The sequence below is a fragment of the Citrobacter sp. SX206 genome (assembly GCF_024181025.1).
Taxonomy (GTDB): domain Bacteria; phylum Pseudomonadota; class Gammaproteobacteria; order Enterobacterales; family Enterobacteriaceae; genus Citrobacter; species Citrobacter youngae.
Genome location: NZ_CP049738.1, coordinates 393,139 through 409,853, shown reverse-complemented (window position 1 = coordinate 409,853; position 16,715 = coordinate 393,139). Strand labels below are relative to the sequence as shown.

At 49.9% G+C, this 16,715-nt stretch carries 34 protein-coding genes; 2 read left to right on the top strand and 32 right to left on the bottom strand.

Annotated features, from left to right (window positions below):
- Positions 1-133: 133 nt before the first annotated feature.
- Positions 134-547 (top strand): large-conductance mechanosensitive channel protein MscL, encoded by a 414-nt coding sequence (gene mscL / locus G8S19_RS02010; RefSeq protein ID WP_135911303.1) that lies wholly within the window; start codon positions 134-136, stop codon positions 545-547.
- On the opposite strand, the gene arfA is transcribed toward mscL, so the two are convergent.
- The 31 genes from arfA to rpsJ all read right to left on the bottom strand — a co-directional run bounded on the left by arfA (position 544) and on the right by rpsJ (position 15,381).
- Positions 544-762 (bottom strand): alternative ribosome-rescue factor ArfA, encoded by a 219-nt coding sequence (gene arfA, locus G8S19_RS02005; RefSeq protein WP_048213520.1) that lies wholly within the window; start codon positions 760-762, stop codon positions 544-546. The genes mscL and arfA overlap by 4 nt on opposite strands.
- Before the next feature lie 57 nt (positions 763-819).
- Positions 820-1,245, bottom strand: a complete 426-nt coding sequence (zntR, locus tag G8S19_RS02000) for a Zn(2+)-responsive transcriptional regulator (protein WP_048213521.1) — start codon at positions 1,243-1,245, stop codon at positions 820-822.
- A 10-nt stretch (positions 1,246-1,255) separates the two neighbouring features.
- Positions 1,256-1,624: a DUF1992 domain-containing protein gene (locus G8S19_RS01995; protein WP_003845236.1), complete on the bottom strand. Its 369-nt coding sequence runs from the start codon at positions 1,622-1,624 to the stop codon at positions 1,256-1,258.
- Positions 1,625-1,731: 107 nt separating this feature from the next.
- Positions 1,732-2,115, bottom strand: a complete 384-nt coding sequence (gene rplQ / locus G8S19_RS01990) for a 50S ribosomal protein L17 (RefSeq protein WP_001216370.1) — start codon at positions 2,113-2,115, stop codon at positions 1,732-1,734.
- 40 nt (positions 2,116-2,155) lie between these two features.
- Positions 2,156-3,145, bottom strand: a complete 990-nt coding sequence (gene rpoA / locus G8S19_RS01985) for a DNA-directed RNA polymerase subunit alpha (RefSeq protein WP_003031139.1) — start codon at positions 3,143-3,145, stop codon at positions 2,156-2,158.
- A gap of 25 nt (positions 3,146-3,170) precedes the next feature.
- Positions 3,171-3,791, bottom strand: coding sequence for a 30S ribosomal protein S4 (rpsD, locus tag G8S19_RS01980; RefSeq protein ID WP_003031138.1), 621 nt, complete (start codon positions 3,789-3,791; stop codon positions 3,171-3,173).
- A gap of 33 nt (positions 3,792-3,824) precedes the next feature.
- Positions 3,825-4,214 carry a 30S ribosomal protein S11 gene (gene rpsK / locus G8S19_RS01975; protein WP_003031137.1) on the bottom strand — a complete coding sequence of 130 codons (390 nt, stop codon included), beginning with the start codon at positions 4,212-4,214 and terminating at the stop codon, positions 3,825-3,827.
- Between the two features lie 16 nt (positions 4,215-4,230).
- A complete protein-coding gene (gene rpsM / locus G8S19_RS01970; RefSeq protein WP_003031135.1) occupies positions 4,231-4,587 on the bottom strand; it encodes a 30S ribosomal protein S13 in 357 nt (118 codons plus the stop codon).
- A gap of 146 nt (positions 4,588-4,733) precedes the next feature.
- Positions 4,734-4,850 (bottom strand): 50S ribosomal protein L36, encoded by a 117-nt coding sequence (rpmJ, locus tag G8S19_RS01965; RefSeq protein WP_000868187.1) that lies wholly within the window; start codon positions 4,848-4,850, stop codon positions 4,734-4,736.
- 30 nt (positions 4,851-4,880) lie between these two features.
- Positions 4,881-6,212, bottom strand: coding sequence for a preprotein translocase subunit SecY (gene secY, locus G8S19_RS01960; RefSeq protein ID WP_001118864.1), 1,332 nt, complete (start codon positions 6,210-6,212; stop codon positions 4,881-4,883).
- A gap of 7 nt (positions 6,213-6,219) precedes the next feature.
- Complete coding sequence (rplO, locus tag G8S19_RS01955) at positions 6,220-6,654, bottom strand: 50S ribosomal protein L15 (protein WP_003031132.1); 435 nt, start codon at positions 6,652-6,654, stop codon at positions 6,220-6,222.
- A gap of 3 nt (positions 6,655-6,657) precedes the next feature.
- The gene (gene rpmD, locus G8S19_RS01950; protein ID WP_001140434.1) at positions 6,658-6,837 is read right to left on the bottom strand and encodes a 50S ribosomal protein L30; all 180 of its coding nucleotides are present in this window, start codon (positions 6,835-6,837) and stop codon (positions 6,658-6,660) included.
- 3 nt (positions 6,838-6,840) lie between these two features.
- On the bottom strand, positions 6,841-7,344 hold the full coding sequence (rpsE, locus tag G8S19_RS01945; protein ID WP_003031131.1) for a 30S ribosomal protein S5: 504 nt from the start codon (positions 7,342-7,344) through the stop codon (positions 6,841-6,843).
- Positions 7,345-7,358: 14 nt separating this feature from the next.
- Positions 7,359-7,712, bottom strand: coding sequence for a 50S ribosomal protein L18 (rplR, locus tag G8S19_RS01940; RefSeq protein WP_000358960.1), 354 nt, complete (start codon positions 7,710-7,712; stop codon positions 7,359-7,361).
- Positions 7,713-7,721: 9 nt separating this feature from the next.
- On the bottom strand, positions 7,722-8,255 hold the full coding sequence (rplF, locus tag G8S19_RS01935; RefSeq protein WP_048213523.1) for a 50S ribosomal protein L6: 534 nt from the start codon (positions 8,253-8,255) through the stop codon (positions 7,722-7,724).
- A 12-nt stretch (positions 8,256-8,267) separates the two neighbouring features.
- Positions 8,268-8,660, bottom strand: a complete 393-nt coding sequence (gene rpsH / locus G8S19_RS01930; protein WP_003031127.1) for a 30S ribosomal protein S8 — start codon at positions 8,658-8,660, stop codon at positions 8,268-8,270.
- 30 nt (positions 8,661-8,690) lie between these two features.
- Complete coding sequence (gene rpsN / locus G8S19_RS01925; RefSeq protein ID WP_003031125.1) at positions 8,691-8,996, bottom strand: 30S ribosomal protein S14; 306 nt, start codon at positions 8,994-8,996, stop codon at positions 8,691-8,693.
- 14 nt (positions 8,997-9,010) lie between these two features.
- Positions 9,011-9,550: a 50S ribosomal protein L5 gene (gene rplE / locus G8S19_RS01920; RefSeq protein ID WP_003031123.1), complete on the bottom strand. Its 540-nt coding sequence runs from the start codon at positions 9,548-9,550 to the stop codon at positions 9,011-9,013.
- Between the two features lie 14 nt (positions 9,551-9,564).
- A complete protein-coding gene (gene rplX, locus G8S19_RS01915; RefSeq protein ID WP_003031122.1) occupies positions 9,565-9,879 on the bottom strand; it encodes a 50S ribosomal protein L24 in 315 nt (104 codons plus the stop codon).
- Between the two features lie 10 nt (positions 9,880-9,889).
- Positions 9,890-10,261 carry a 50S ribosomal protein L14 gene (gene rplN / locus G8S19_RS01910; protein ID WP_000613954.1) on the bottom strand — a complete coding sequence of 124 codons (372 nt, stop codon included), beginning with the start codon at positions 10,259-10,261 and terminating at the stop codon, positions 9,890-9,892.
- A 163-nt stretch (positions 10,262-10,424) separates the two neighbouring features.
- Positions 10,425-10,679 (bottom strand): 30S ribosomal protein S17, encoded by a 255-nt coding sequence (rpsQ, locus tag G8S19_RS01905; RefSeq protein WP_003031120.1) that lies wholly within the window; start codon positions 10,677-10,679, stop codon positions 10,425-10,427.
- Positions 10,679-10,870, bottom strand: coding sequence for a 50S ribosomal protein L29 (gene rpmC, locus G8S19_RS01900; protein ID WP_000644742.1), 192 nt, complete (start codon positions 10,868-10,870; stop codon positions 10,679-10,681). Before rpmC ends, rpsQ begins: the two co-directional genes overlap by 1 nt.
- Positions 10,870-11,280 carry a 50S ribosomal protein L16 gene (gene rplP / locus G8S19_RS01895; RefSeq protein WP_000941208.1) on the bottom strand — a complete coding sequence of 137 codons (411 nt, stop codon included), beginning with the start codon at positions 11,278-11,280 and terminating at the stop codon, positions 10,870-10,872. Before rplP ends, rpmC begins: the two co-directional genes overlap by 1 nt.
- Before the next feature lie 12 nt (positions 11,281-11,292).
- Complete coding sequence (rpsC, locus tag G8S19_RS01890) at positions 11,293-11,994, bottom strand: 30S ribosomal protein S3 (protein ID WP_000529945.1); 702 nt, start codon at positions 11,992-11,994, stop codon at positions 11,293-11,295.
- A gap of 17 nt (positions 11,995-12,011) precedes the next feature.
- Positions 12,012-12,344: a 50S ribosomal protein L22 gene (gene rplV / locus G8S19_RS01885; protein WP_000448832.1), complete on the bottom strand. Its 333-nt coding sequence runs from the start codon at positions 12,342-12,344 to the stop codon at positions 12,012-12,014.
- Positions 12,345-12,358: 14 nt separating this feature from the next.
- Positions 12,359-12,637 (bottom strand): 30S ribosomal protein S19, encoded by a 279-nt coding sequence (rpsS, locus tag G8S19_RS01880; RefSeq protein ID WP_001138115.1) that lies wholly within the window; start codon positions 12,635-12,637, stop codon positions 12,359-12,361.
- A 16-nt stretch (positions 12,638-12,653) separates the two neighbouring features.
- A complete protein-coding gene (rplB, locus tag G8S19_RS01875; RefSeq protein ID WP_000301869.1) occupies positions 12,654-13,475 on the bottom strand; it encodes a 50S ribosomal protein L2 in 822 nt (273 codons plus the stop codon).
- A 17-nt stretch (positions 13,476-13,492) separates the two neighbouring features.
- The gene (gene rplW, locus G8S19_RS01870; protein ID WP_000617546.1) at positions 13,493-13,795 is read right to left on the bottom strand and encodes a 50S ribosomal protein L23; all 303 of its coding nucleotides are present in this window, start codon (positions 13,793-13,795) and stop codon (positions 13,493-13,495) included.
- Positions 13,792-14,397 carry a 50S ribosomal protein L4 gene (rplD, locus tag G8S19_RS01865; RefSeq protein ID WP_003031119.1) on the bottom strand — a complete coding sequence of 202 codons (606 nt, stop codon included), beginning with the start codon at positions 14,395-14,397 and terminating at the stop codon, positions 13,792-13,794. Before rplD ends, rplW begins: the two co-directional genes overlap by 4 nt.
- 10 nt (positions 14,398-14,407) lie before the next feature.
- On the bottom strand, positions 14,408-15,037 hold the full coding sequence (gene rplC, locus G8S19_RS01860) for a 50S ribosomal protein L3 (protein WP_003031117.1): 630 nt from the start codon (positions 15,035-15,037) through the stop codon (positions 14,408-14,410).
- 32 nt (positions 15,038-15,069) lie between these two features.
- On the bottom strand, positions 15,070-15,381 hold the full coding sequence (rpsJ, locus tag G8S19_RS01855) for a 30S ribosomal protein S10 (protein ID WP_001181005.1): 312 nt from the start codon (positions 15,379-15,381) through the stop codon (positions 15,070-15,072).
- A gap of 380 nt (positions 15,382-15,761) precedes the next feature.
- Here rpsJ and G8S19_RS01850 point away from each other — a divergent pair, with 380 nt between their 5' ends.
- On the top strand, positions 15,762-16,229 hold the full coding sequence (locus G8S19_RS01850) for an A24 family peptidase (protein WP_048213524.1): 468 nt from the start codon (positions 15,762-15,764) through the stop codon (positions 16,227-16,229).
- On the opposite strand, the gene bfr is transcribed toward G8S19_RS01850, so the two are convergent.
- Positions 16,226-16,702, bottom strand: coding sequence for a bacterioferritin (gene bfr, locus G8S19_RS01845; protein WP_040232010.1), 477 nt, complete (start codon positions 16,700-16,702; stop codon positions 16,226-16,228). The genes G8S19_RS01850 and bfr overlap by 4 nt on opposite strands.
- Positions 16,703-16,715: the final 13 nt, after the last annotated feature.

The window sequence follows — 16,715 nt, the reverse complement described above, 5'->3', positions numbered from 1 at the left end:
GCGCGAATACAGCGCCCTTTTTATTTCCCTTTATATTTCATGGTCTAATAAATTTTCCTTTCGGCAATACATAAATGGAAATTGCCTAAACATTTGTTAAACTTATAAACGTCAGCTGCATAGGGAGAATAAAATGAGCATTATTAAAGAGTTTCGCGAATTCGCGATGCGCGGGAATGTTGTCGATTTGGCAGTGGGTGTCATTATTGGTGCGGCATTCGGTAAGATTGTTTCATCGCTGGTTGCCGATATCATCATGCCGCCACTGGGGTTGTTAATTGGTGGGATCGATTTTAAACAGTTTGCTTTGACATTACGCGATGCGCAGGGAGACATCCCGGCTGTCGTTATGCATTACGGTGTATTTATTCAGAACGTATTTGATTTCATTATTGTGGCGTTTGCTATCTTTATGGCAATCAAACTGATCAACAAACTGAATCGTAAAAAAGCGGAAGAGCCGACTGCACCGCCAGCTCCCTCGAAAGAAGAAGTATTGCTGAGTGAAATTCGTGACCTGCTGAAAGAACAAAATAACCGTTCTTAAGCACTCACTGAAACCAGAAGGCCAGTGGTAAAAAAGTGATTCACTTTCTTGCCACTGGCCTCCCAGTTACCCCGATTGCCATGTTTACCTTTACGCAGATAACTACCTTTACCTTTTTTATTCTTCTCAACGCGCTGTCTGAACAGTGGGTCATGCAGAAGCGCCTCAATGGCGTTGTCTTTTATCTGCCCTTTGGTGTGCTGATAACGACTCATAATATCTCCAGTTTGTAGTAATTTACGCCGCGAGTGTAGACCCGGCAGTTCAAGAAATCAACAGCCTGATATTGTTCCACTGGCGCCTTGCTCAAGAGCTTCAAGAATAGAGCAGTACACGCTGCTATGTGCCTTGCCGCAGCATGCATCATTCAATCGCTGCAGAGACCGCTGCATCGTCTGAAGTTCGGCAATACGTGCTTCGACTTCTTGCAGTCTTTCCTGGACGATCCCTTTTGATTCCTGACAGGTATGGTGTTCGGGATCAACACGGATCGAAAGCAATTCGCGGATCGACTCCAGAGTGAAACCAAGCTGGCGGGCATAACGAATAAACTTCAGGCGCTGAAGATCGCTTTCTGTATAGAGGCGAAATCCGCCTTCAGTACGCACTTCATGCTCCATCATCTGCTGCTTTTCATAGTAGCGGATAGTATCTGGCGTCACGTCAGCCAGTTTCGCTATTTCACCAATTCGGTACATGCTCTCTCCGCTATTCATCGTTGATCTTTTTTAGCAGCTTATCTGCGTAGTCACCGCGCAAAAACTCGGTGCTGAGTCCAGCCTGCCGAAGTTTAAGTTCCAGCAGCGACAGTCTTCGGCTCACCTCCGGATAACTTGGATCATCTTTGCGGATCCCCGCGAGTATTTCAAGCAGCTGTATTGCTTCTCTGCGTTGCTCGAGCTCAGGAGGGAGGCAACCTGCATTTTTTAATAAACGGTATCCGGCTCGGAGTTCAGGCGGGACATGGGAGTCATCGTCAAGAGTCAGCGGTTCGCCCGTTCCCGGTAAATCATCAAACTCACCTTTAGATTGTGCATCAATAATATGGCGCTCTGCCCACTGGTCCAGTAACCACATACAACACTCCAGGGGATGAACAAAAAGAGTACAGATATTGTAGATAAGTGGGGATATGACGGATATAAAAAAACCCGCCGAGGCGGGTTTTTTTACGTTACTACAGATTACTCTGCAGCAGCTTCTGTTTTCTCTGAACGATCAACCAGCTCGATGTATGCCATCGGCGCGTTGTCGCCTGCACGGAAACCACACTTCAGAATGCGAGTGTAACCACCGGCGCGGCTCGCGAAACGCGGGCCCAGTTCGTTAAACAGTTTTGCCACGATCTCGTTATCACGAGTGCGGGCGAATGCCAGACGACGATTAGCTACGCTATCAGTCTTGGCAAGAGTAATCAGCGGCTCAACTACGCGACGCAGCTCTTTCGCTTTCGGCAGAGTCGTCTTGATGATTTCATGACGAACCAGTGAACCTGCCATATTGCGGAACATAGCCTGGCGATGGCTGCTGTTGCGGTTCAGTTGACGACCACTCTTACGATGGCGCATGACCTTATCCTTCTCAGTAAAACCTTAACCTGTGATCCGGTTACTCGTCAGCGATGCTTGCCGGTGGCCAGTTTTCCAGGCGCATGCCCAGAGACAGTCCACGGGAAGCCAGCACGTCTTTAATCTCGGTAAGAGATTTTTTACCAAGGTTAGGCGTCTTAAGAAGCTCAACCTCAGTACGCTGTACCAGATCACCGATATAGTGGATAGCTTCTGCTTTGAGGCAGTTAGCAGAGCGGACAGTCAATTCCAGATCGTCAACAGGGCGCAGCAGGATCGGATCGAATTCTGGTTTCTCTTCTTTAACTTCCGGCTGACGTACATCACGTAAATCAACGAAAGCTTCCAGTTGTTCAGCCAGAATGGTCGCCGCACGACGAATCGCCTCTTCAGGATCGATTGTGCCGTTGGTTTCCATTTCGATGACCAGCTTGTCCAGGTCGGTACGCTGTTCTACACGCGCTGCTTCAACATTGTAGGCAATACGCTCTACAGGGCTGTAGCATGCGTCGACCAGCAGACGGCCGATTGGGCGCTCATCTTCTTCCGAATGAATTCGGGTAGAAGCCGGCACATAACCACGACCGCGCTGAACTTTGATACGCATGCTAATAGATGCATTCTCATCGGTCAGGTGGCAGATCACGTGCTGTGGCTTGACGATTTCGACATCCCCATCATGGGTAATGTCGGCTGCAGTCACAGGGCCAATGCCAGATTTATTCAAGGTAAGAATAACGTCATCTTTACCCTGAACTCTCACCGCCAGCCCTTTCAGGTTGAGCAGGATTTCCAGGATATCTTCCTGAACGCCTTCTTTGGTGCTGTACTCATGTAGTACACCATCAATCTCAACCTCGGTCACCGCGCAACCCGGCATCGATGAGAGCAGAATACGGCGCAGTGCGTTACCCAAAGTATGGCCAAAGCCACGCTCTAAAGGCTCAAGGGTCACCTTGGCGTGCGTCGAACTCACTTGCTCGATATCTACCAGGCGCGGTTTTAGAAACTCTGTCACAGAACCCTGCATTGTGTCCTCTCTTTGGTACTAAGCTTTACTTGGAGTAAAGCTCGACGATCAGGTGTTCGTTAATGTCCGCAGACAGATCAGAACGCTCCGGCTTACGCTTGAACGTACCTTCCATCTTGCCAGCATCAACTTCCAGCCAGGTTGGCTTTTCACGCTGCTCAGCCAGCTCCAGAGCGGCTTTCACGCGAGACTGCTTCTTCGCTTTCTCACGAATGCTAACAACGTCATTCGGACTAACCTGATAAGAAGCGATGTTAACAACACGACCGTTTACCATAATTGCTTTATGGCTGACCAGCTGACGTGCTTCTGCACGAGTGGCACCGAAGCCCATACGGTATACAACGTTGTCCAGACGACCTTCCAGCAGACCCAACAGGTTTTCACCGGTGTTGCCTTTCAGACGCGCTGCTTCTTTGTAGTAGTTACGGAACTGACGCTCCAGCACACCGTAGATACGGCGAACTTTTTGCTTTTCACGCAACTGCACACCATAGTCAGACAGACGCGGTTTACGCGCACCGTGCTGGCCAGGAGCTTGTTCAATTTTACACTTGGTATCGATCGCGCGAACGCCAGACTTAAGGAATAAGTCAGTGCCCTCACGACGGCTCAGCTTGAGCTTAGGACCCAAATATCTTGCCATTTTCTTTCTCCAACAATCCTAGAAACGACAGCGTTATACGCGACGTTTTTTCGGCGGACGACAACCGTTATGAGGGATCGGAGTCACATCAGTAATATTAGTGATGCGGAAACCAGCGGCGTTCAGAGCACGAACAGTAGATTCGCGACCTGGACCCGGTCCTTTGACCATAACTTCCAGATTCTTGATACCGTATTCTTTTACGGCTTCAGCGCAACGCTCTGCTGCAACCTGAGCTGCAAACGGAGTGGATTTGCGAGAACCACGGAAACCGGAACCACCGGCTGTTGCCCAACCCAGTGCGTTACCCTGACGATCAGTAATGGTAACGATGGTGTTGTTAAAAGAAGCATGGATATGAGCCACGCCGTCAGAGACTTGTTTTCTTACACGTTTACGTGCACGAATTGGTGCCTTTGCCATTATTCAATCACCCCGATTATTTCTTGATCGGTTTGCGCGGACCCTTACGGGTACGTGCGTTGGTCTTGGTACGCTGACCGCGAACCGGGAGACCACGACGATGACGCAAACCGCGATAGCAACCAAGATCCATAAGGCGCTTGATGCTCATGCTAACTTCACGGCGCAGATCACCTTCAACGACAAATTTGGCAACTTCGTCACGCAGCGTGTCGATTTGTTCTTCAGACAGCTCACTGATCTTAACATCTTCAGCGATACCCGCGGCAGCCAGAATGGCTTTAGAACGGGTCTTGCCGACGCCGTAGATCGAAGTTAATGCGATCACAGCATGTTTCTGATCAGGAATGTTAATGCCTGCTATACGGGCCACTATGCACTCCTACTATTTAATATGTACGCACCATGCTGAAAAGCCCGTTTTCAGGATACTCAAATGGAAACGCACAGACATACAAAAGATTGGCTGGCTAATCTAGCCAGCTCAACCCAACTTTGCAAGAAAAATATGCGAATAAATCAGCCTTGGCGCTGTTTATGCTTCGGCTCGGCACTGCAAATCACACGGATGACACCATCACGCTTAACGATTTTGCAGTTACGGCATAATTTCTTGACGGAAGCACGAACTTTCATTTTTACTCTCCGTAACTTCTCGGGCGACTGTTAACGGCCGTAGCCTTTCAGATTCGCCTTCTTCAATGCAGACTCGTACTGACTTGACATCATCAGAGTTTGCACTTGAGCCATAAAGTCCATAATCACGACAACAACGATGAGCAGTGAGGTCCCACCGAAGTAGAACGGTACTTTCATTGCATCACGCATGAACTCCGGGATCAGGCAGATAAAGGTAATGTAGAGCGCACCAACCAGAGTCAGGCGGGTCATTACTTTATCGATATACTTCGCCGTTTGCTCTCCCGGACGAATTCCTGGTACAAATGCACCGGACTTCTTCAGGTTATCTGCTGTTTCACGCGGGTTGAAAACCAACGCCGTGTAGAAGAAACAGAAGAATATGATTGCAGACGCATAGAGTAACACATAAAGCGGTTGCCCAGGCTGCAAATACAGCGAAATTGTTGTCAGCCAGTTCCAACCAGTCCCGCCCCCGAACCATGACGCGATGGTCGCCGGGAACAGAATAATACTGGAAGCGAAGATTGCCGGGATTACCCCCGCCATATTCACTTTCAGCGGTAAATGTGTGCTCTGTGCAGCATAGACACGACGACCTTGCTGACGTTTCGCGTAGTTTACCACAATGCGGCGTTGACCACGCTCAACAAATACAACAAAGAACGTCACTGCGAATACTAATACTGCAACCAACAGCAACACGAGGAAGTGCAGGTCGCCTTGACGCGCTTGCTCGATAGTATGGGCAATGGCTGGCGGGAGTCCCGCGACAATACCGGCGAAGATAATGATTGAGATACCGTTGCCGATACCACGTTCAGTAATCTGTTCACCCAACCACATCAGGAACATCGTCCCTGTAACCAGACTTACAACAGCGGTGAAATAGAATGCGAAGCCTGGGTTCATCACCAGGCCCTGCATACCAGGCATATTCGGCAGACCGGTAGCAATACCGATCGACTGGAATATAGCCAGCACCAGAGTACCGTAACGGGTGTACTGGCTGATCTTACGACGACCAGACTCCCCTTCTTTCTTAATTTCTGCCAGCGTTGGATGAACCACCGTCAGCAGCTGGATAATGATCGACGCCGAAATATACGGCATGATCCCCAGAGCAAAGATAGAAGCACGGCTGAGTGCACCACCAGAGAACATGTTAAACATTTCAATGATGGTGCCTCGCTGTTGCTCAAGCAGTTTGGCAAGTACAGCGGCATCAATACCAGGGATCGGAATGAAAGAGCCAATACGGAACACAATCAGCGCGCCGATTACAAACAGCAGTCTGCGTTTCAGCTCGCCTAAGCCACCTTTGGCACTTTGAAAATCTAATCCCGGTTGTTTAGCCATCTGCTACTTATTCCTCGATTTTACCGCCAGCAGCTTCGATAGCAGCACGAGCGCCTTTAGTAACACGCAGGCCACGAACAGTTACCGGAGTAGTGACTTCACCAGCCAGGATCACTTTCGCGAACTCGATCTGGATACCGATAATGTTGGCTGCTTTCAGCGTGTTCAGGTCTACAACACCGCCTTCAACTTTAGCCAGGTCAGACAGACGAACTTCGGCTGTAATCGCTGCTTTACGTGAAGTGAAGCCGAATTTCGGCAGACGACGGTACAGAGGCATCTGACCACCCTCGAAACCGCGACGTACGCCACCGCCAGAACGAGACTTCTGACCTTTGTGACCACGACCACCGGTTTTACCGAGGCCAGAACCGATACCACGACCCAGGCGGCGAGCCGCTTTTTTAGAGCCTTCGGCCGGAGACAGAGTATTTAAACGCATCTCTTACTCCTCAACTTTAACCATGAAGGAAACCGCGTTGACCATACCACGAACAGCAGGAGTATCCTCGCGCTCTACGGTGTGACCAATACGACGCAGACCCAGGCCAAGCAGCGTTGCCTTGTGTTTCGGCAGACGACCGATTGCACTGCGGGTTTGAGTAATTTTAATAGTCTTTGCCATGGTTTATTTCCCCAGAATTTCTTCAACGGATTTACCACGCTTGGCAGCGACCATTTCCGGAGATTTCATATTTTCCAGACCATCGATAGTTGCACGAACCACGTTAATCGGGTTAGTGGAACCATACGCTTTAGCCAGAACGTTACGAACTCCAGCGACTTCCAGAACGGCGCGCATTGCACCACCGGCGATGATACCGGTACCTTCGGAAGCCGGCTGCATGAATACACGAGAACCCGTGTGAGTACCCTTAACCGGGTGCTGCAGGGTGCCGTGGTTCAGCGCGACGTTAATCATATTGCGACGGGCTTTTTCCATCGCTTTCTGGATCGCTGCTGGAACTTCACGCGCTTTACCGTAACCAAAACCAACGCGACCGTTACCATCACCAACTACAGTCAGAGCTGTGAAGGAGAAAATACGACCACCTTTAACGGTTTTAGATACGCGGTTAACCGCGATCAGCTTTTCCTGCAGTTCGCCAGCTTGTTTTTCGATGTGAGCCATCTTACACCTCTACCTTAGAACTGAAGGCCAGCTTCACGGGCAGCATCTGCCAGTGCCTGGACACGACCATGATATTGGAACCCGGAACGGTCAAAGGATACATCTTTGATGCCTTTTTCCAGAGCGCGTTCAGCAACAGCTTTACCTACAGCTGCAGCAGCGTCTTTGTTACCGGTGTACTTCAATTGTTCAGCGATAGCTTTTTCTACAGTAGAAGCAGCTACCAGAACTTCAGAACCGTTCGGTGCAATTACCTGTGCGTAAATATGACGCGGGGTACGATGTACCACCAGGCGAGTTGCACCCAGCTCCTGGAGCTTGCGGCGTGCGCGGGTCGCACGACGGATACGAGCAGATTTCTTATCCATAGTGTTACCTTACTTCTTCTTAGCCTCTTTGGTACGCACGACTTCGTCGGCGTAACGAACACCCTTGCCTTTATAAGGCTCAGGACGACGGTAGGCGCGCAGATCTGCTGCAACCTGACCGATCAGCTGTTTATCAGCGCCTTTCAGCACGATCTCAGTCTGAGTCGGACATTCTGCAGTGATTCCCGCAGGCAGCTGATGGTCAACTGGGTGAGAGAAACCTAAAGCCAGGTTTACTACATTCCCTTTAACCGCTGCACGATAACCTACACCAACCAGCTGAAGCTTCTTAGTGAAGCCTTCGGTAACACCGACAACCATTGAGTTCAGCAGGGCACGCGCGGTACCAGCCTGAGCCCATCCATCTGCGTAACCATCACGCGGACCGAAGGTCAGTGCATTATCTGCATGATTTACTGCAACAGCATCGTTGAGAGTACGAGTCAGCTCGCCGTTTTTACCTTTGATCGTAATAACCTGACCGTTGATTTTTACATCAACGCCGGCAGGAATAACGACCGGTGCTTTAGCAACACGAGACATTTTTTCCTCCGATTAGGCTACGTAGCAGATAATTTCGCCACCAAGACCAGCCTGGCGCGCTGCACGATCAGTCATAACACCTTTAGAGGTAGAAACAACTGCGATACCCATGCCAGCCATAACTTTCGGCAGCTCGTCTTTACGCTTATAAATGCGCAGACCTGGGCGACTGACACGCTGAATGCTTTCTACAACAGCTTTACCCTGGAAATACTTGAGAGTAAGTTCCAGTTCCGGCTTGGTGTCGCCTTCAACTTTAAAATCTTCAATAAAACCTTCTTCCTTCAGCACGTTGGCAATTGCCACTTTCAGCTTGGAGGAAGGCATGGTGACCGCAGCTTTATTCGCGGCCTGACCGTTACGGATACGGGTCAGCATATCCGCGATCGGATCTTGCATGCTCATCTGTCTTTACTCCCGTGATTCAATTGGTAATTACCAGCTAGCCTTTTTCAAGCCTGGTACTTCACCGCGCATGGCGGCTTCACGCAGTTTGATACGGCTCAACCCGAACTTGCCCACATAGCCATGCGGACGACCTGTTTGACGGCAGCGGTTACGCTGACGGGACGGGCTGGAATCACGCGGCAGAGACTGCAGCTTGAGAACTGCGTTCCAACGATCTTCGTCGGTCGCGTTCACATCAGAGATAATAGCTTTCAGTTCAGCGCGTTTTGCGAAGTACTTATCAGCTAAAGCTACGCGCTTTACTTCGCGTGCTTTCATTGATTGCTTAGCCATTCAGTAACCCTACCTTACTTGCGGAACGGGAAGTCAAAGGCAGCCAGCAGAGCACGGCCTTCTTCGTCAGATTTCGCAGTAGTGGTAATGGTAATATCCAAACCACGCACGCGGTCGACTTTATCGTAGTCGATTTCTGGGAAGATGATCTGCTCACGGACACCCATGCTGTAGTTACCACGACCGTCGAAAGACTTAGCGGACAAGCCACGGAAGTCACGGATACGTGGAACAGCAATAGTGATCAGGCGCTCAAAGAACTCCCACATGCGTTCGCCACGCAGAGTTACTTTACAGCCGATCGGATAGCCCTGACGGATTTTGAAGCCTGCAACAGATTTGCGTGCTTTGGTGATCAGCGGTTTTTGACCGGAGATTGCTGTCAGGTCAGCTGCTGCGTTATCCAGCAGTTTCTTGTCAGCGATCGCTTCACCAACACCCATGTTCAGGGTGATCTTCTCGACCCGAGGGACTTGCATGACAGAATTGTAGTTAAACTCAGTCATGAGTTTAGCGACTACTTCGTCTTTGTAGTAATCATGCAGTTTCGCCATCGTACTACTCCAAATTACTTGATAGTTTCGCTGTTAGATTTAAAGAAACGGACTTTTTTGCCGTCTTCGAATCTAAAGCCTACACGGTCAGCCTTGCCGGTTGCCGCGTTGAAGATAGCAAGGTTAGAGATCTGAATAGCTGCTTCTTTCTCTACGATGCCGCCTGGTTGGTTCAGGGCCGGAACCGGCTTCTGATGTTTCTTAACCAGGTTGATACCTTCAACAATGACCTTGCCGGAAGACAGGACATTCTTAACTTTACCGCGTTTACCTTTATCTTTACCGGTTAACACGATAACTTCGTCATCACGACGGATCTTCGCTGCCATGATTCGCTCCTTAGAGTACTTCTGGTGCCAGAGAGATAATTTTCATGAACTTCTCGTTACGAAGTTCACGAGTTACCGGCCCAAAAATACGCGTACCGATAGGTTGCTCGCTGTTATTGTTTAAAATAACGCATGCATTTCCATCGAAGCGAATGACAGAACCGTCCGGGCGACGAACACCCTTCTTGGTGCGCACCACTACCGCCTTCAGCACATCACCTTTTTTGACCTTACCACGCGGAATTGCTTCCTTGATGGTGATCTTGATGATATCGCCGACGCCTGCGTAGCGACGGTGCGAGCCACCCAGAACCTTGATACACATTACGCGACGTGCACCGGAGTTGTCGGCGACGTTCAGCATAGTCTGTTCTTGGATCATTTTAGTGCTCCGCTAATGTCAACTACTACTGAGACCCGAAAATCAGGTCGTTAAAAAAGCCCCATATCGGGGGCGCGGCATTATAACACCGCTTCAACGATATGGGTAGAAAAAATAAACGGCTCATCGCTGAGCCGTTTATTCGTTGAGAATGCCTACTGTATTACAGAACGGCTTTCTCTACAACGCGAACCAGCGTCCAGGACTTGGTCTTGGACAGCGGACGGCATTCGCGGATTTCAACCACGTCACCAGTACCGCATTCGTTGTTCTCGTCATGTACGTGCAGTTTGGTCGTACGCTTAATGAATTTACCGTAGATCGGGTGTTTCACAAAACGTTCGATAGCAACAACAATGGATTTCTCCATTTTATCGCTAACAACGCGACCTTGCAGAGTACGGATTTTATCGGTCATTACGCACCCGCCTTCTCAGTCAGTAAAGTCTTAACGCGTGCGACATCACGACGCACTTGCTTCAACAGGTGAGACTGTTGCAGCTGGCCACTTGCAGCCTGCATACGCAGGTTGAACTGCTCACGCAGCAGATTCAGCAGCTCGGTGTTCAGCTCTTCAACACTCTTCTCACGCAGCTCTTTTGCTTTCATTACATCACCGTCTTAGTTACAAAGGTGGTTTTAATCGGCAGTTTCGCTGCTGCCAGCTTGAATGCTTCACGGGCCAGCTCTTCCGGTACGCCGTCCATTTCATACAGGACTTTACCCGGCTGAATCAAGGCAACCCAATACTCCACGTTACCTTTACCTTTACCCATACGCACTGCCAGCGGCTTTTCAGTGATCGGTTTGTCCGGGAATACACGGATCCAGATCTTACCTTGACGCTTAACTGCACGGGTCATAGCACGACGTGCTGCTTCGATCTGACGGGCAGTCAGACGACCACGGCCAACAGCTTTCAGACCGAAGCTGCCGAAGCTAACATCCGCGCCAGCAGCCAGACCGCGGTTACGGCCTTTGTGCATTTTACGGAATTTTGTACGCTTTGGTTGTAACATCAGCGACGCTCCTTATTTACGGCCTTTACGCTGCTGCTTTTTAGGTTGCGCAGCCGGTTTTTCCGGTTGTTCAACAGCAGCCATACCACCCAGGATCTCGCCTTTGAAGATCCACACTTTAACGCCGATTACACCGTAAGTGGTGTGCGCTTCAGAGGTGTTGTAGTCGATGTCAGCACGCAGAGTGTGCAGAGGTACGCGACCTTCGCGGTACCATTCGGTACGTGCGATTTCCGCGCCGCCCAGACGGCCGCTAACTTCAACTTTGATACCTTTAGCGCCCAGACGCATTGCGTTCTGTACAGCACGCTTCATAGCACGACGGAACATAACGCGACGTTCCAGCTGAGAAGTGATGCTGTCAGCAACCAATTTTGCGTCCAGTTCAGGCTTACGCACTTCGGCGATATTGATCTGAGCAGGAACGCCAGCAATATCCGCTACGACTTTGCGCAGTTTTTCTACGTCTTCGCCTTTCTTACCGATAACGATACCCGGGCGAGCAGTGTGAATGGTCACACGGATGCTCTTAGCCGGACGCTCGATAACGATACGAGATACAGACGCTTTCGCCAGTTCCTTAGTCAGGTACTGACGTACTTTAAAATCGCTGTCCAGGTTGTCAGCGAATTCTTTGGTGTTCGCAAACCAGGTTGAGTTCCATGGTTTTACAATACCCAGGCGAATACCATTAGGATGTACTTTCTGACCCATTGCTAGTCTCCAGAGTCTCAGCGATCGGACACAACCACAGTAATGTGGCTGGTGCGCTTCAGGATGCGATCTGCACGACCTTTTGCACGCGGCATAATGCGCTTCATGCTCGGGCCTTCGTCTACGAAAATTTTCGTAACTTTCAGATCGTCAATGTCAGCGCCATCGTTGTGTTCAGCGTTAGCAATGGCAGATTCCAGGACTTTCTTAACCAGTACAGCCGCTTTCTTATTGGTGTAGGTCAGAATATCAAGGGCCTGCGACACTTTCTTACCGCGAATCAGGTCTGCAACAAGGCGAACCTTCTGAGCAGAAGAACGAGCATGGCGATGTTGAGCTAAAGTTTCCATCTCTTCCTCCTACCTTATTTCTTCTTCGCTTTTTTATCAGCAGCGTGGCCGCGATAAGTACGAGTCGGTGCGAATTCACCCAGTTTGTGACCGACCATTTCGTCGGAAACAAATACCGGAACGTGCTGACGACCATTATGGACAGCGATGGTCAAACCGATCATGTTAGGAAAGATCGTTGAACGACGGGACCAAGTGCGCAGGGGCTTCTTGTCTCCGCTTTCCACCGCTTTCTCTACCTTCTTCAGCAAGTGCAGGTCAATAAAAGGACCTTTCTTGAGAGAACGTGGCATGGCTTATCCTCTAAAATTATTTGCTACGGCGACGTACGATGAATTTATCAGTACGCTTGTTGCTGCGGGTCTTCTTACCTTTGGTCTGAACGCCCCACGGAGTTACCGGGTGCTTACCAAAGTTACGACCTTCACCACCACCATGTGGGTGGTCGACTGGGTTCATCGCAGTACCGCGAACGGTAGGACGAACACCACGCCAGCGTGCAGCACCTGCTTTACCCAGAACGCGCAGCATATGCTCAGCATTGCCAACTTCGCCCAGAGTTGCACGGCAGTCTGCTTCGACTTTACGCATTTCACCAGAACGCAGACGCAGGGTGACATAAGCACCATCACGAGCAACGATCTGAACGTAAGTACCAGCGGAACGTGCCAGCTGACCGCCTTTACCTGGTTTCATTTCTACGTTATGAACGGTAGAACCAACCGGGATATTGCGCATCGGCAGGGTGTTACCTGCTTTGATTGCAGCATCAACGCCAGACTGAATCTGGTCGCCAGCTTTCAGGCCTTTAGGGGCCAGGATGTAACGGCGTTCACCGTCTTTGTACAGAACCAGCGCGATGTTCGCGGAGCGGTTCGGATCGTACTCAAGACGTTCAACAACTGCCGGGATACCGTCTTTGTTGCGTTTGAAGTCAACAATACGATAAGCCTGCTTGTGACCACCACCGATGTGACGAGTGGTGATGCGGCCATTGTTGTTACGACCACCGGATTTGCTGTTTTTTTCAACCAGCGGAGCAAAAGGTTTGCCCTTGTGCAGCTCTGGGTTGACCACTTTAACAACGTGGCGACGACCCGGAGATGTCGGTTTACATTTAACAACTGCCATTGTATTACTCCTCCGACTTACTCAGCGCCGCCGACGAAGTCCAGATTCTGGCCTTCCTTCAGGGTGACGTAAGCTTTTTTCCAGTCGCTACGACGACCGATACGCTGTCCGTGACGTTTAACTTTCCCTTTAACTACCAGGGTGTTAACGACTTCGACTTCGACTTCAAACAGTTTCTGCACAGCAGCTTTGATTTCTGCTTTGGTCGCGTCTTTAGCAACTTTGAGAACGATGGTGTTAGTTTTTTCCATCGCAGTAGACGCTTTTTCAGAAACGTGCGGTGCGCGCAGCACTTTCAGCAGACGTTCTTCACGAATCATGCCAGCATCTCCTCAACTTGCTTAACAGCATCAGCAGTCATTACGACTTTGTCGAAGGCGATCAGGCTAACCGGGTCGATACCAGTTGCATCGCGTACGTCAACCTTGTGCAGGTTGCGCGCAGCCAGGAACAGGTTTTCGTCCAGCTCACCGGTGATGATCAGCACATCTTCCAGAGCCATGTCTTTCAGTTTCTGTGCCAGCAGCTTAGTTTTAGGCGCTTCTACAGAGAATGATTCGACAACGATCAGACGATCCTGACGTACCAGTTCGGACAGAATGCTTTTCAGCGCGCCGCGGTACATCTTTTTGTTAACTTTTTGACTGTGGTCCTGTGGACGAGCAGCGAAGGTCACGCCACCTGAACGCCAGATCGGGCTCTTGATAGAACCTGAACGCGCACGGCCGGTACCTTTCTGGCGCCACGGCTTTTTGCCTGAACCAGTTACTTCAGCACGAGTCTTCTGAGCACGAGTACCCTGACGAGCACCAGCTGCATAAGCAACAACAACCTGGTGAACCAGCGCTTCGTTGAAATCACGACCGAAGGTAGTTTCGGAAACAGTCAGCGCGCTCTGCGCGTCTTTCAATACTAATTCCATTGCTATCCCCTTACGCCTTCACAGCTGGTTTAACGATCAGGTCGCAACCGGTCGCACCCGGAACACCACCTTTAACCAGCAGCAGGTTGCGCTCAGCGTCAACACGTACTACGTCCAGGCTCTGAACGGTTACACGTTCGTTGCCCAGCTGACCTGCCATTTTCTTGCCTTTGAACACTTTGCCCGGAGTCTGGTTCTGACCGATAGAACCCGGAACGCGGTGAGACAAGGAGTTACCGTGAGTAGCGTCCTGGGTACGGAAGTTCCAGCGCTTAACGGTACCAGCGAAACCTTTACCTTTAGAGGTACCGGTTACGTCAACTTTTTTAACGTCAGCAAACAGTTCAACGCTAATGTTCTGACCAACGGTGTATTCTTCACCATCTGCCAGACGGAACTCCCACAGGCCGCGGCCAGCTTCTACGCCAGCTTTAGCAAAGTGGCCAGCTTCCGGCTTAGTTACGCGGTTAGCTTTTTTAGCACCGGTGGTAACCTGAACAGCGCGATAGCCATCGTTAGCCAGATCTTTAACCTGAGTAACGCGGTTTGCTTCAACTTCGATAACGGTTACTGGGATAGATACGCCATCTTCAGTGAAGATGCGGGTCATACCCACTTTTTTACCGACTAAACCAATCATTGTATCAACCTCTCAATCGCTCGATGACCTGATTAACCCAGGCTGATCTGCACGTCTACACCGGCAGCCAGGTCCAGACGCATCAGAGCATCAACGGTTTTTTCAGTTGGCTCAACGATGTCAACCAGACGCTTGTGAGTACGGATCTCGTACTGATCACGCGCGTCTTTGTTGACGTGCGGGGAGATCAGAACGGTGAAACGCTCTTTGCGGGTCGGCAGCGGGATCGGACCACGAACCTGCGCACCAGTGCGCTTGGCAGTCTCGACGATTTCCGCGGTTGATTGATCGATCAGACGATGATCAAACGCTTTCAAACGGATACGGATTCTTTGGTTCTGCATGAGACCAGAGCTCCAATTATTTTATAGACGAAATAGTTACTCCTCAAACCCATTACGATTGATGGGAGAGTGTAACCGTTCTTACAGAGTTCCCCGATTGGGAACATTGTCTGGTATTGCTTTCGCAGTACCGGTGGCTCATATCGAACCGCTGTCAATATTAGACAAGCCCGCGCATTATACGTAAATCTCAGTCTTAAGCAAGTGCCGCGTAGAAATTAATCACTCTTACGCAGATGCGAGTGCTATTCCACTCTGATTGTATACGCTTTTACGCGGCGCAAATTCCCTGGAAAGACGCCAGCAAAATGGATATTCGGGCGTTGTGCAGTTAGCGCTACTTGCCTGATAGTTAGCTCTTTCTCGCATCGGATTGAGACATGAATACTGAACTTCCCTTTTTGCTGATTTATATCTCTCTATCCGGACTGCTTGGGGTTCAGGATTTGCGTACTGGCCTATTGCCCGACAAATTCACCTGCCCTCTTCTCTGGAGTGGTCTTCTTTTTCATCAATGTTGCAACCCCACACAGTTGTCCGATGCACTTTGGGGAGCCATTGCAGGGTATGGTGTATTTTCTCTGTTCTATTGGGGATACCGCCTGGCATGGCATCAAGAAGGATTAGGCTATGGAGACGTAAAATTTCTCGCCGCACTTGGCGCGTGGCATCGATGGGACTCATTACCTCTGTTGATCTTACTTGCCGCCGGGCTGGCTTGCTGCATGACAGGTGTAGCATTTATAACGCATGGAAAAAAGAAACTAAAAAACCCGCTGCCTTTTGGGCCATATCTGGCGGCTGCGGGTTTTGTTGTTGGCTGGCTAAATCTGATACAGGGCGGTTAGTCGCTGACCTTAATTTGCGATTGCAGATAGTTTTGCAATCCAAGTTTTCCAATCAGATCCAACTCCGTTTCGAGCCAATCGATATGCCCTTCTTCTTCGGTCAGGATCTCAATCATCATGTCCCGACTAACATAGTCATGAACGCTATCGGCGTAAGCAATGGCTTCGCGTAAATCTTTCGCACCATCAAGCTCGAGTCGAAGATCAGATTGCAGCATCTCTTCAACATCTTCACCAATCCCCAACTTACCTAGATCTTGTAAGTTTGGGAGACCTTCTAAGAATAAAATACGCTCAATATATTTATCAGCGTGTTTCATCTCATCGATAGATTCATGGTACTCAACATCATTGAGGCGAGTCAGTCCCCAGTTTTTAAACATACGAGCATGGAGAAAATACTGGTTGATCGCGACAAGCTCATTTCCCAATAGTTTATTGAGATAATTTATGATTTTAACATCACCTTTCATTTTATAGTCCCTC

Bases quoted from the DNA above. Each gene is read 5' to 3' on its own strand.
- rplQ (WP_001216370.1), bottom strand. From the start codon at position 2,115: ATGCGCCATCGTAAGAGTGGTCGTCAACTGAACCGCAACAGCAGCCAT.
- rpmC (WP_000644742.1), bottom strand. From the start codon at position 10,870: ATGAAAGCAAAAGAGCTGCGTGAGAAGAGTGTTGAAGAGCTGAACACC.
- rpsQ (WP_003031120.1), bottom strand. From the start codon at position 10,679: ATGACCGATAAAATCCGTACTCTGCAAGGTCGCGTTGTTAGCGATAAA.
- rplC (WP_003031117.1), bottom strand. From the start codon at position 15,037: ATGATTGGTTTAGTCGGTAAAAAAGTGGGTATGACCCGCATCTTCACT.
- rplD (WP_003031119.1), bottom strand. From the start codon at position 14,397: ATGGAATTAGTATTGAAAGACGCGCAGAGCGCGCTGACTGTTTCCGAA.
- rplO (WP_003031132.1), bottom strand. From the start codon at position 6,654: ATGCGTTTAAATACTCTGTCTCCGGCCGAAGGCTCTAAAAAAGCGGCT.
- rpoA (WP_003031139.1), bottom strand. From the start codon at position 3,145: ATGCAGGGTTCTGTGACAGAGTTTCTAAAACCGCGCCTGGTAGATATC.
- rpsN (WP_003031125.1), bottom strand. From the start codon at position 8,996: ATGGCTAAGCAATCAATGAAAGCACGCGAAGTAAAGCGCGTAGCTTTA.
- rplP (WP_000941208.1), bottom strand. From the start codon at position 11,280: ATGTTACAACCAAAGCGTACAAAATTCCGTAAAATGCACAAAGGCCGT.
- rpsD (WP_003031138.1), bottom strand. From the start codon at position 3,791: ATGGCAAGATATTTGGGTCCTAAGCTCAAGCTGAGCCGTCGTGAGGGC.
- rplX (WP_003031122.1), bottom strand. From the start codon at position 9,879: ATGGCAGCGAAGATCCGTCGTGATGACGAAGTTATCGTGTTAACCGGT.
- rpsH (WP_003031127.1), bottom strand. From the start codon at position 8,660: ATGAGCATGCAAGATCCGATCGCGGATATGCTGACCCGTATCCGTAAC.
- rplV (WP_000448832.1), bottom strand. From the start codon at position 12,344: ATGGAAACTTTAGCTCAACATCGCCATGCTCGTTCTTCTGCTCAGAAG.
- rplB (WP_000301869.1), bottom strand. From the start codon at position 13,475: ATGGCAGTTGTTAAATGTAAACCGACATCTCCGGGTCGTCGCCACGTT.
- bfr (WP_040232010.1), bottom strand. From the start codon at position 16,702: ATGAAAGGTGATGTTAAAATCATAAATTATCTCAATAAACTATTGGGA.
- rpsS (WP_001138115.1), bottom strand. From the start codon at position 12,637: ATGCCACGTTCTCTCAAGAAAGGTCCTTTTATTGACCTGCACTTGCTG.
- rpsJ (WP_001181005.1), bottom strand. From the start codon at position 15,381: ATGCAGAACCAAAGAATCCGTATCCGTTTGAAAGCGTTTGATCATCGT.
- mscL (WP_135911303.1), top strand. From the start codon at position 134: ATGAGCATTATTAAAGAGTTTCGCGAATTCGCGATGCGCGGGAATGTT.
- rplR (WP_000358960.1), bottom strand. From the start codon at position 7,712: ATGGATAAGAAATCTGCTCGTATCCGTCGTGCGACCCGCGCACGCCGC.
- rplN (WP_000613954.1), bottom strand. From the start codon at position 10,261: ATGATCCAAGAACAGACTATGCTGAACGTCGCCGACAACTCCGGTGCA.
- rpsE (WP_003031131.1), bottom strand. From the start codon at position 7,344: ATGGCTCACATCGAAAAACAAGCTGGCGAACTGCAGGAAAAGCTGATC.
- rpsK (WP_003031137.1), bottom strand. From the start codon at position 4,214: ATGGCAAAGGCACCAATTCGTGCACGTAAACGTGTAAGAAAACAAGTC.
- arfA (WP_048213520.1), bottom strand. From the start codon at position 762: ATGAGTCGTTATCAGCACACCAAAGGGCAGATAAAAGACAACGCCATT.
- rpmD (WP_001140434.1), bottom strand. From the start codon at position 6,837: ATGGCAAAGACTATTAAAATTACTCAAACCCGCAGTGCAATCGGTCGT.
- rpsC (WP_000529945.1), bottom strand. From the start codon at position 11,994: ATGGGTCAGAAAGTACATCCTAATGGTATTCGCCTGGGTATTGTAAAA.
- rplF (WP_048213523.1), bottom strand. From the start codon at position 8,255: ATGTCTCGTGTTGCTAAAGCACCGGTCGTTATTCCTGCCGGCGTTGAT.
- zntR (WP_048213521.1), bottom strand. From the start codon at position 1,245: ATGTACCGAATTGGTGAAATAGCGAAACTGGCTGACGTGACGCCAGAT.
- rpmJ (WP_000868187.1), bottom strand. From the start codon at position 4,850: ATGAAAGTTCGTGCTTCCGTCAAGAAATTATGCCGTAACTGCAAAATC.
- rplE (WP_003031123.1), bottom strand. From the start codon at position 9,550: ATGGCGAAACTGCATGATTACTACAAAGACGAAGTAGTCGCTAAACTC.
- secY (WP_001118864.1), bottom strand. From the start codon at position 6,212: ATGGCTAAACAACCGGGATTAGATTTTCAAAGTGCCAAAGGTGGCTTA.
- G8S19_RS01850 (WP_048213524.1), top strand. From the start codon at position 15,762: ATGAATACTGAACTTCCCTTTTTGCTGATTTATATCTCTCTATCCGGA.
- G8S19_RS01995 (WP_003845236.1), bottom strand. From the start codon at position 1,624: ATGTGGTTACTGGACCAGTGGGCAGAGCGCCATATTATTGATGCACAA.
- rplW (WP_000617546.1), bottom strand. From the start codon at position 13,795: ATGATTCGTGAAGAACGTCTGCTGAAAGTGCTGCGCGCACCGCACGTT.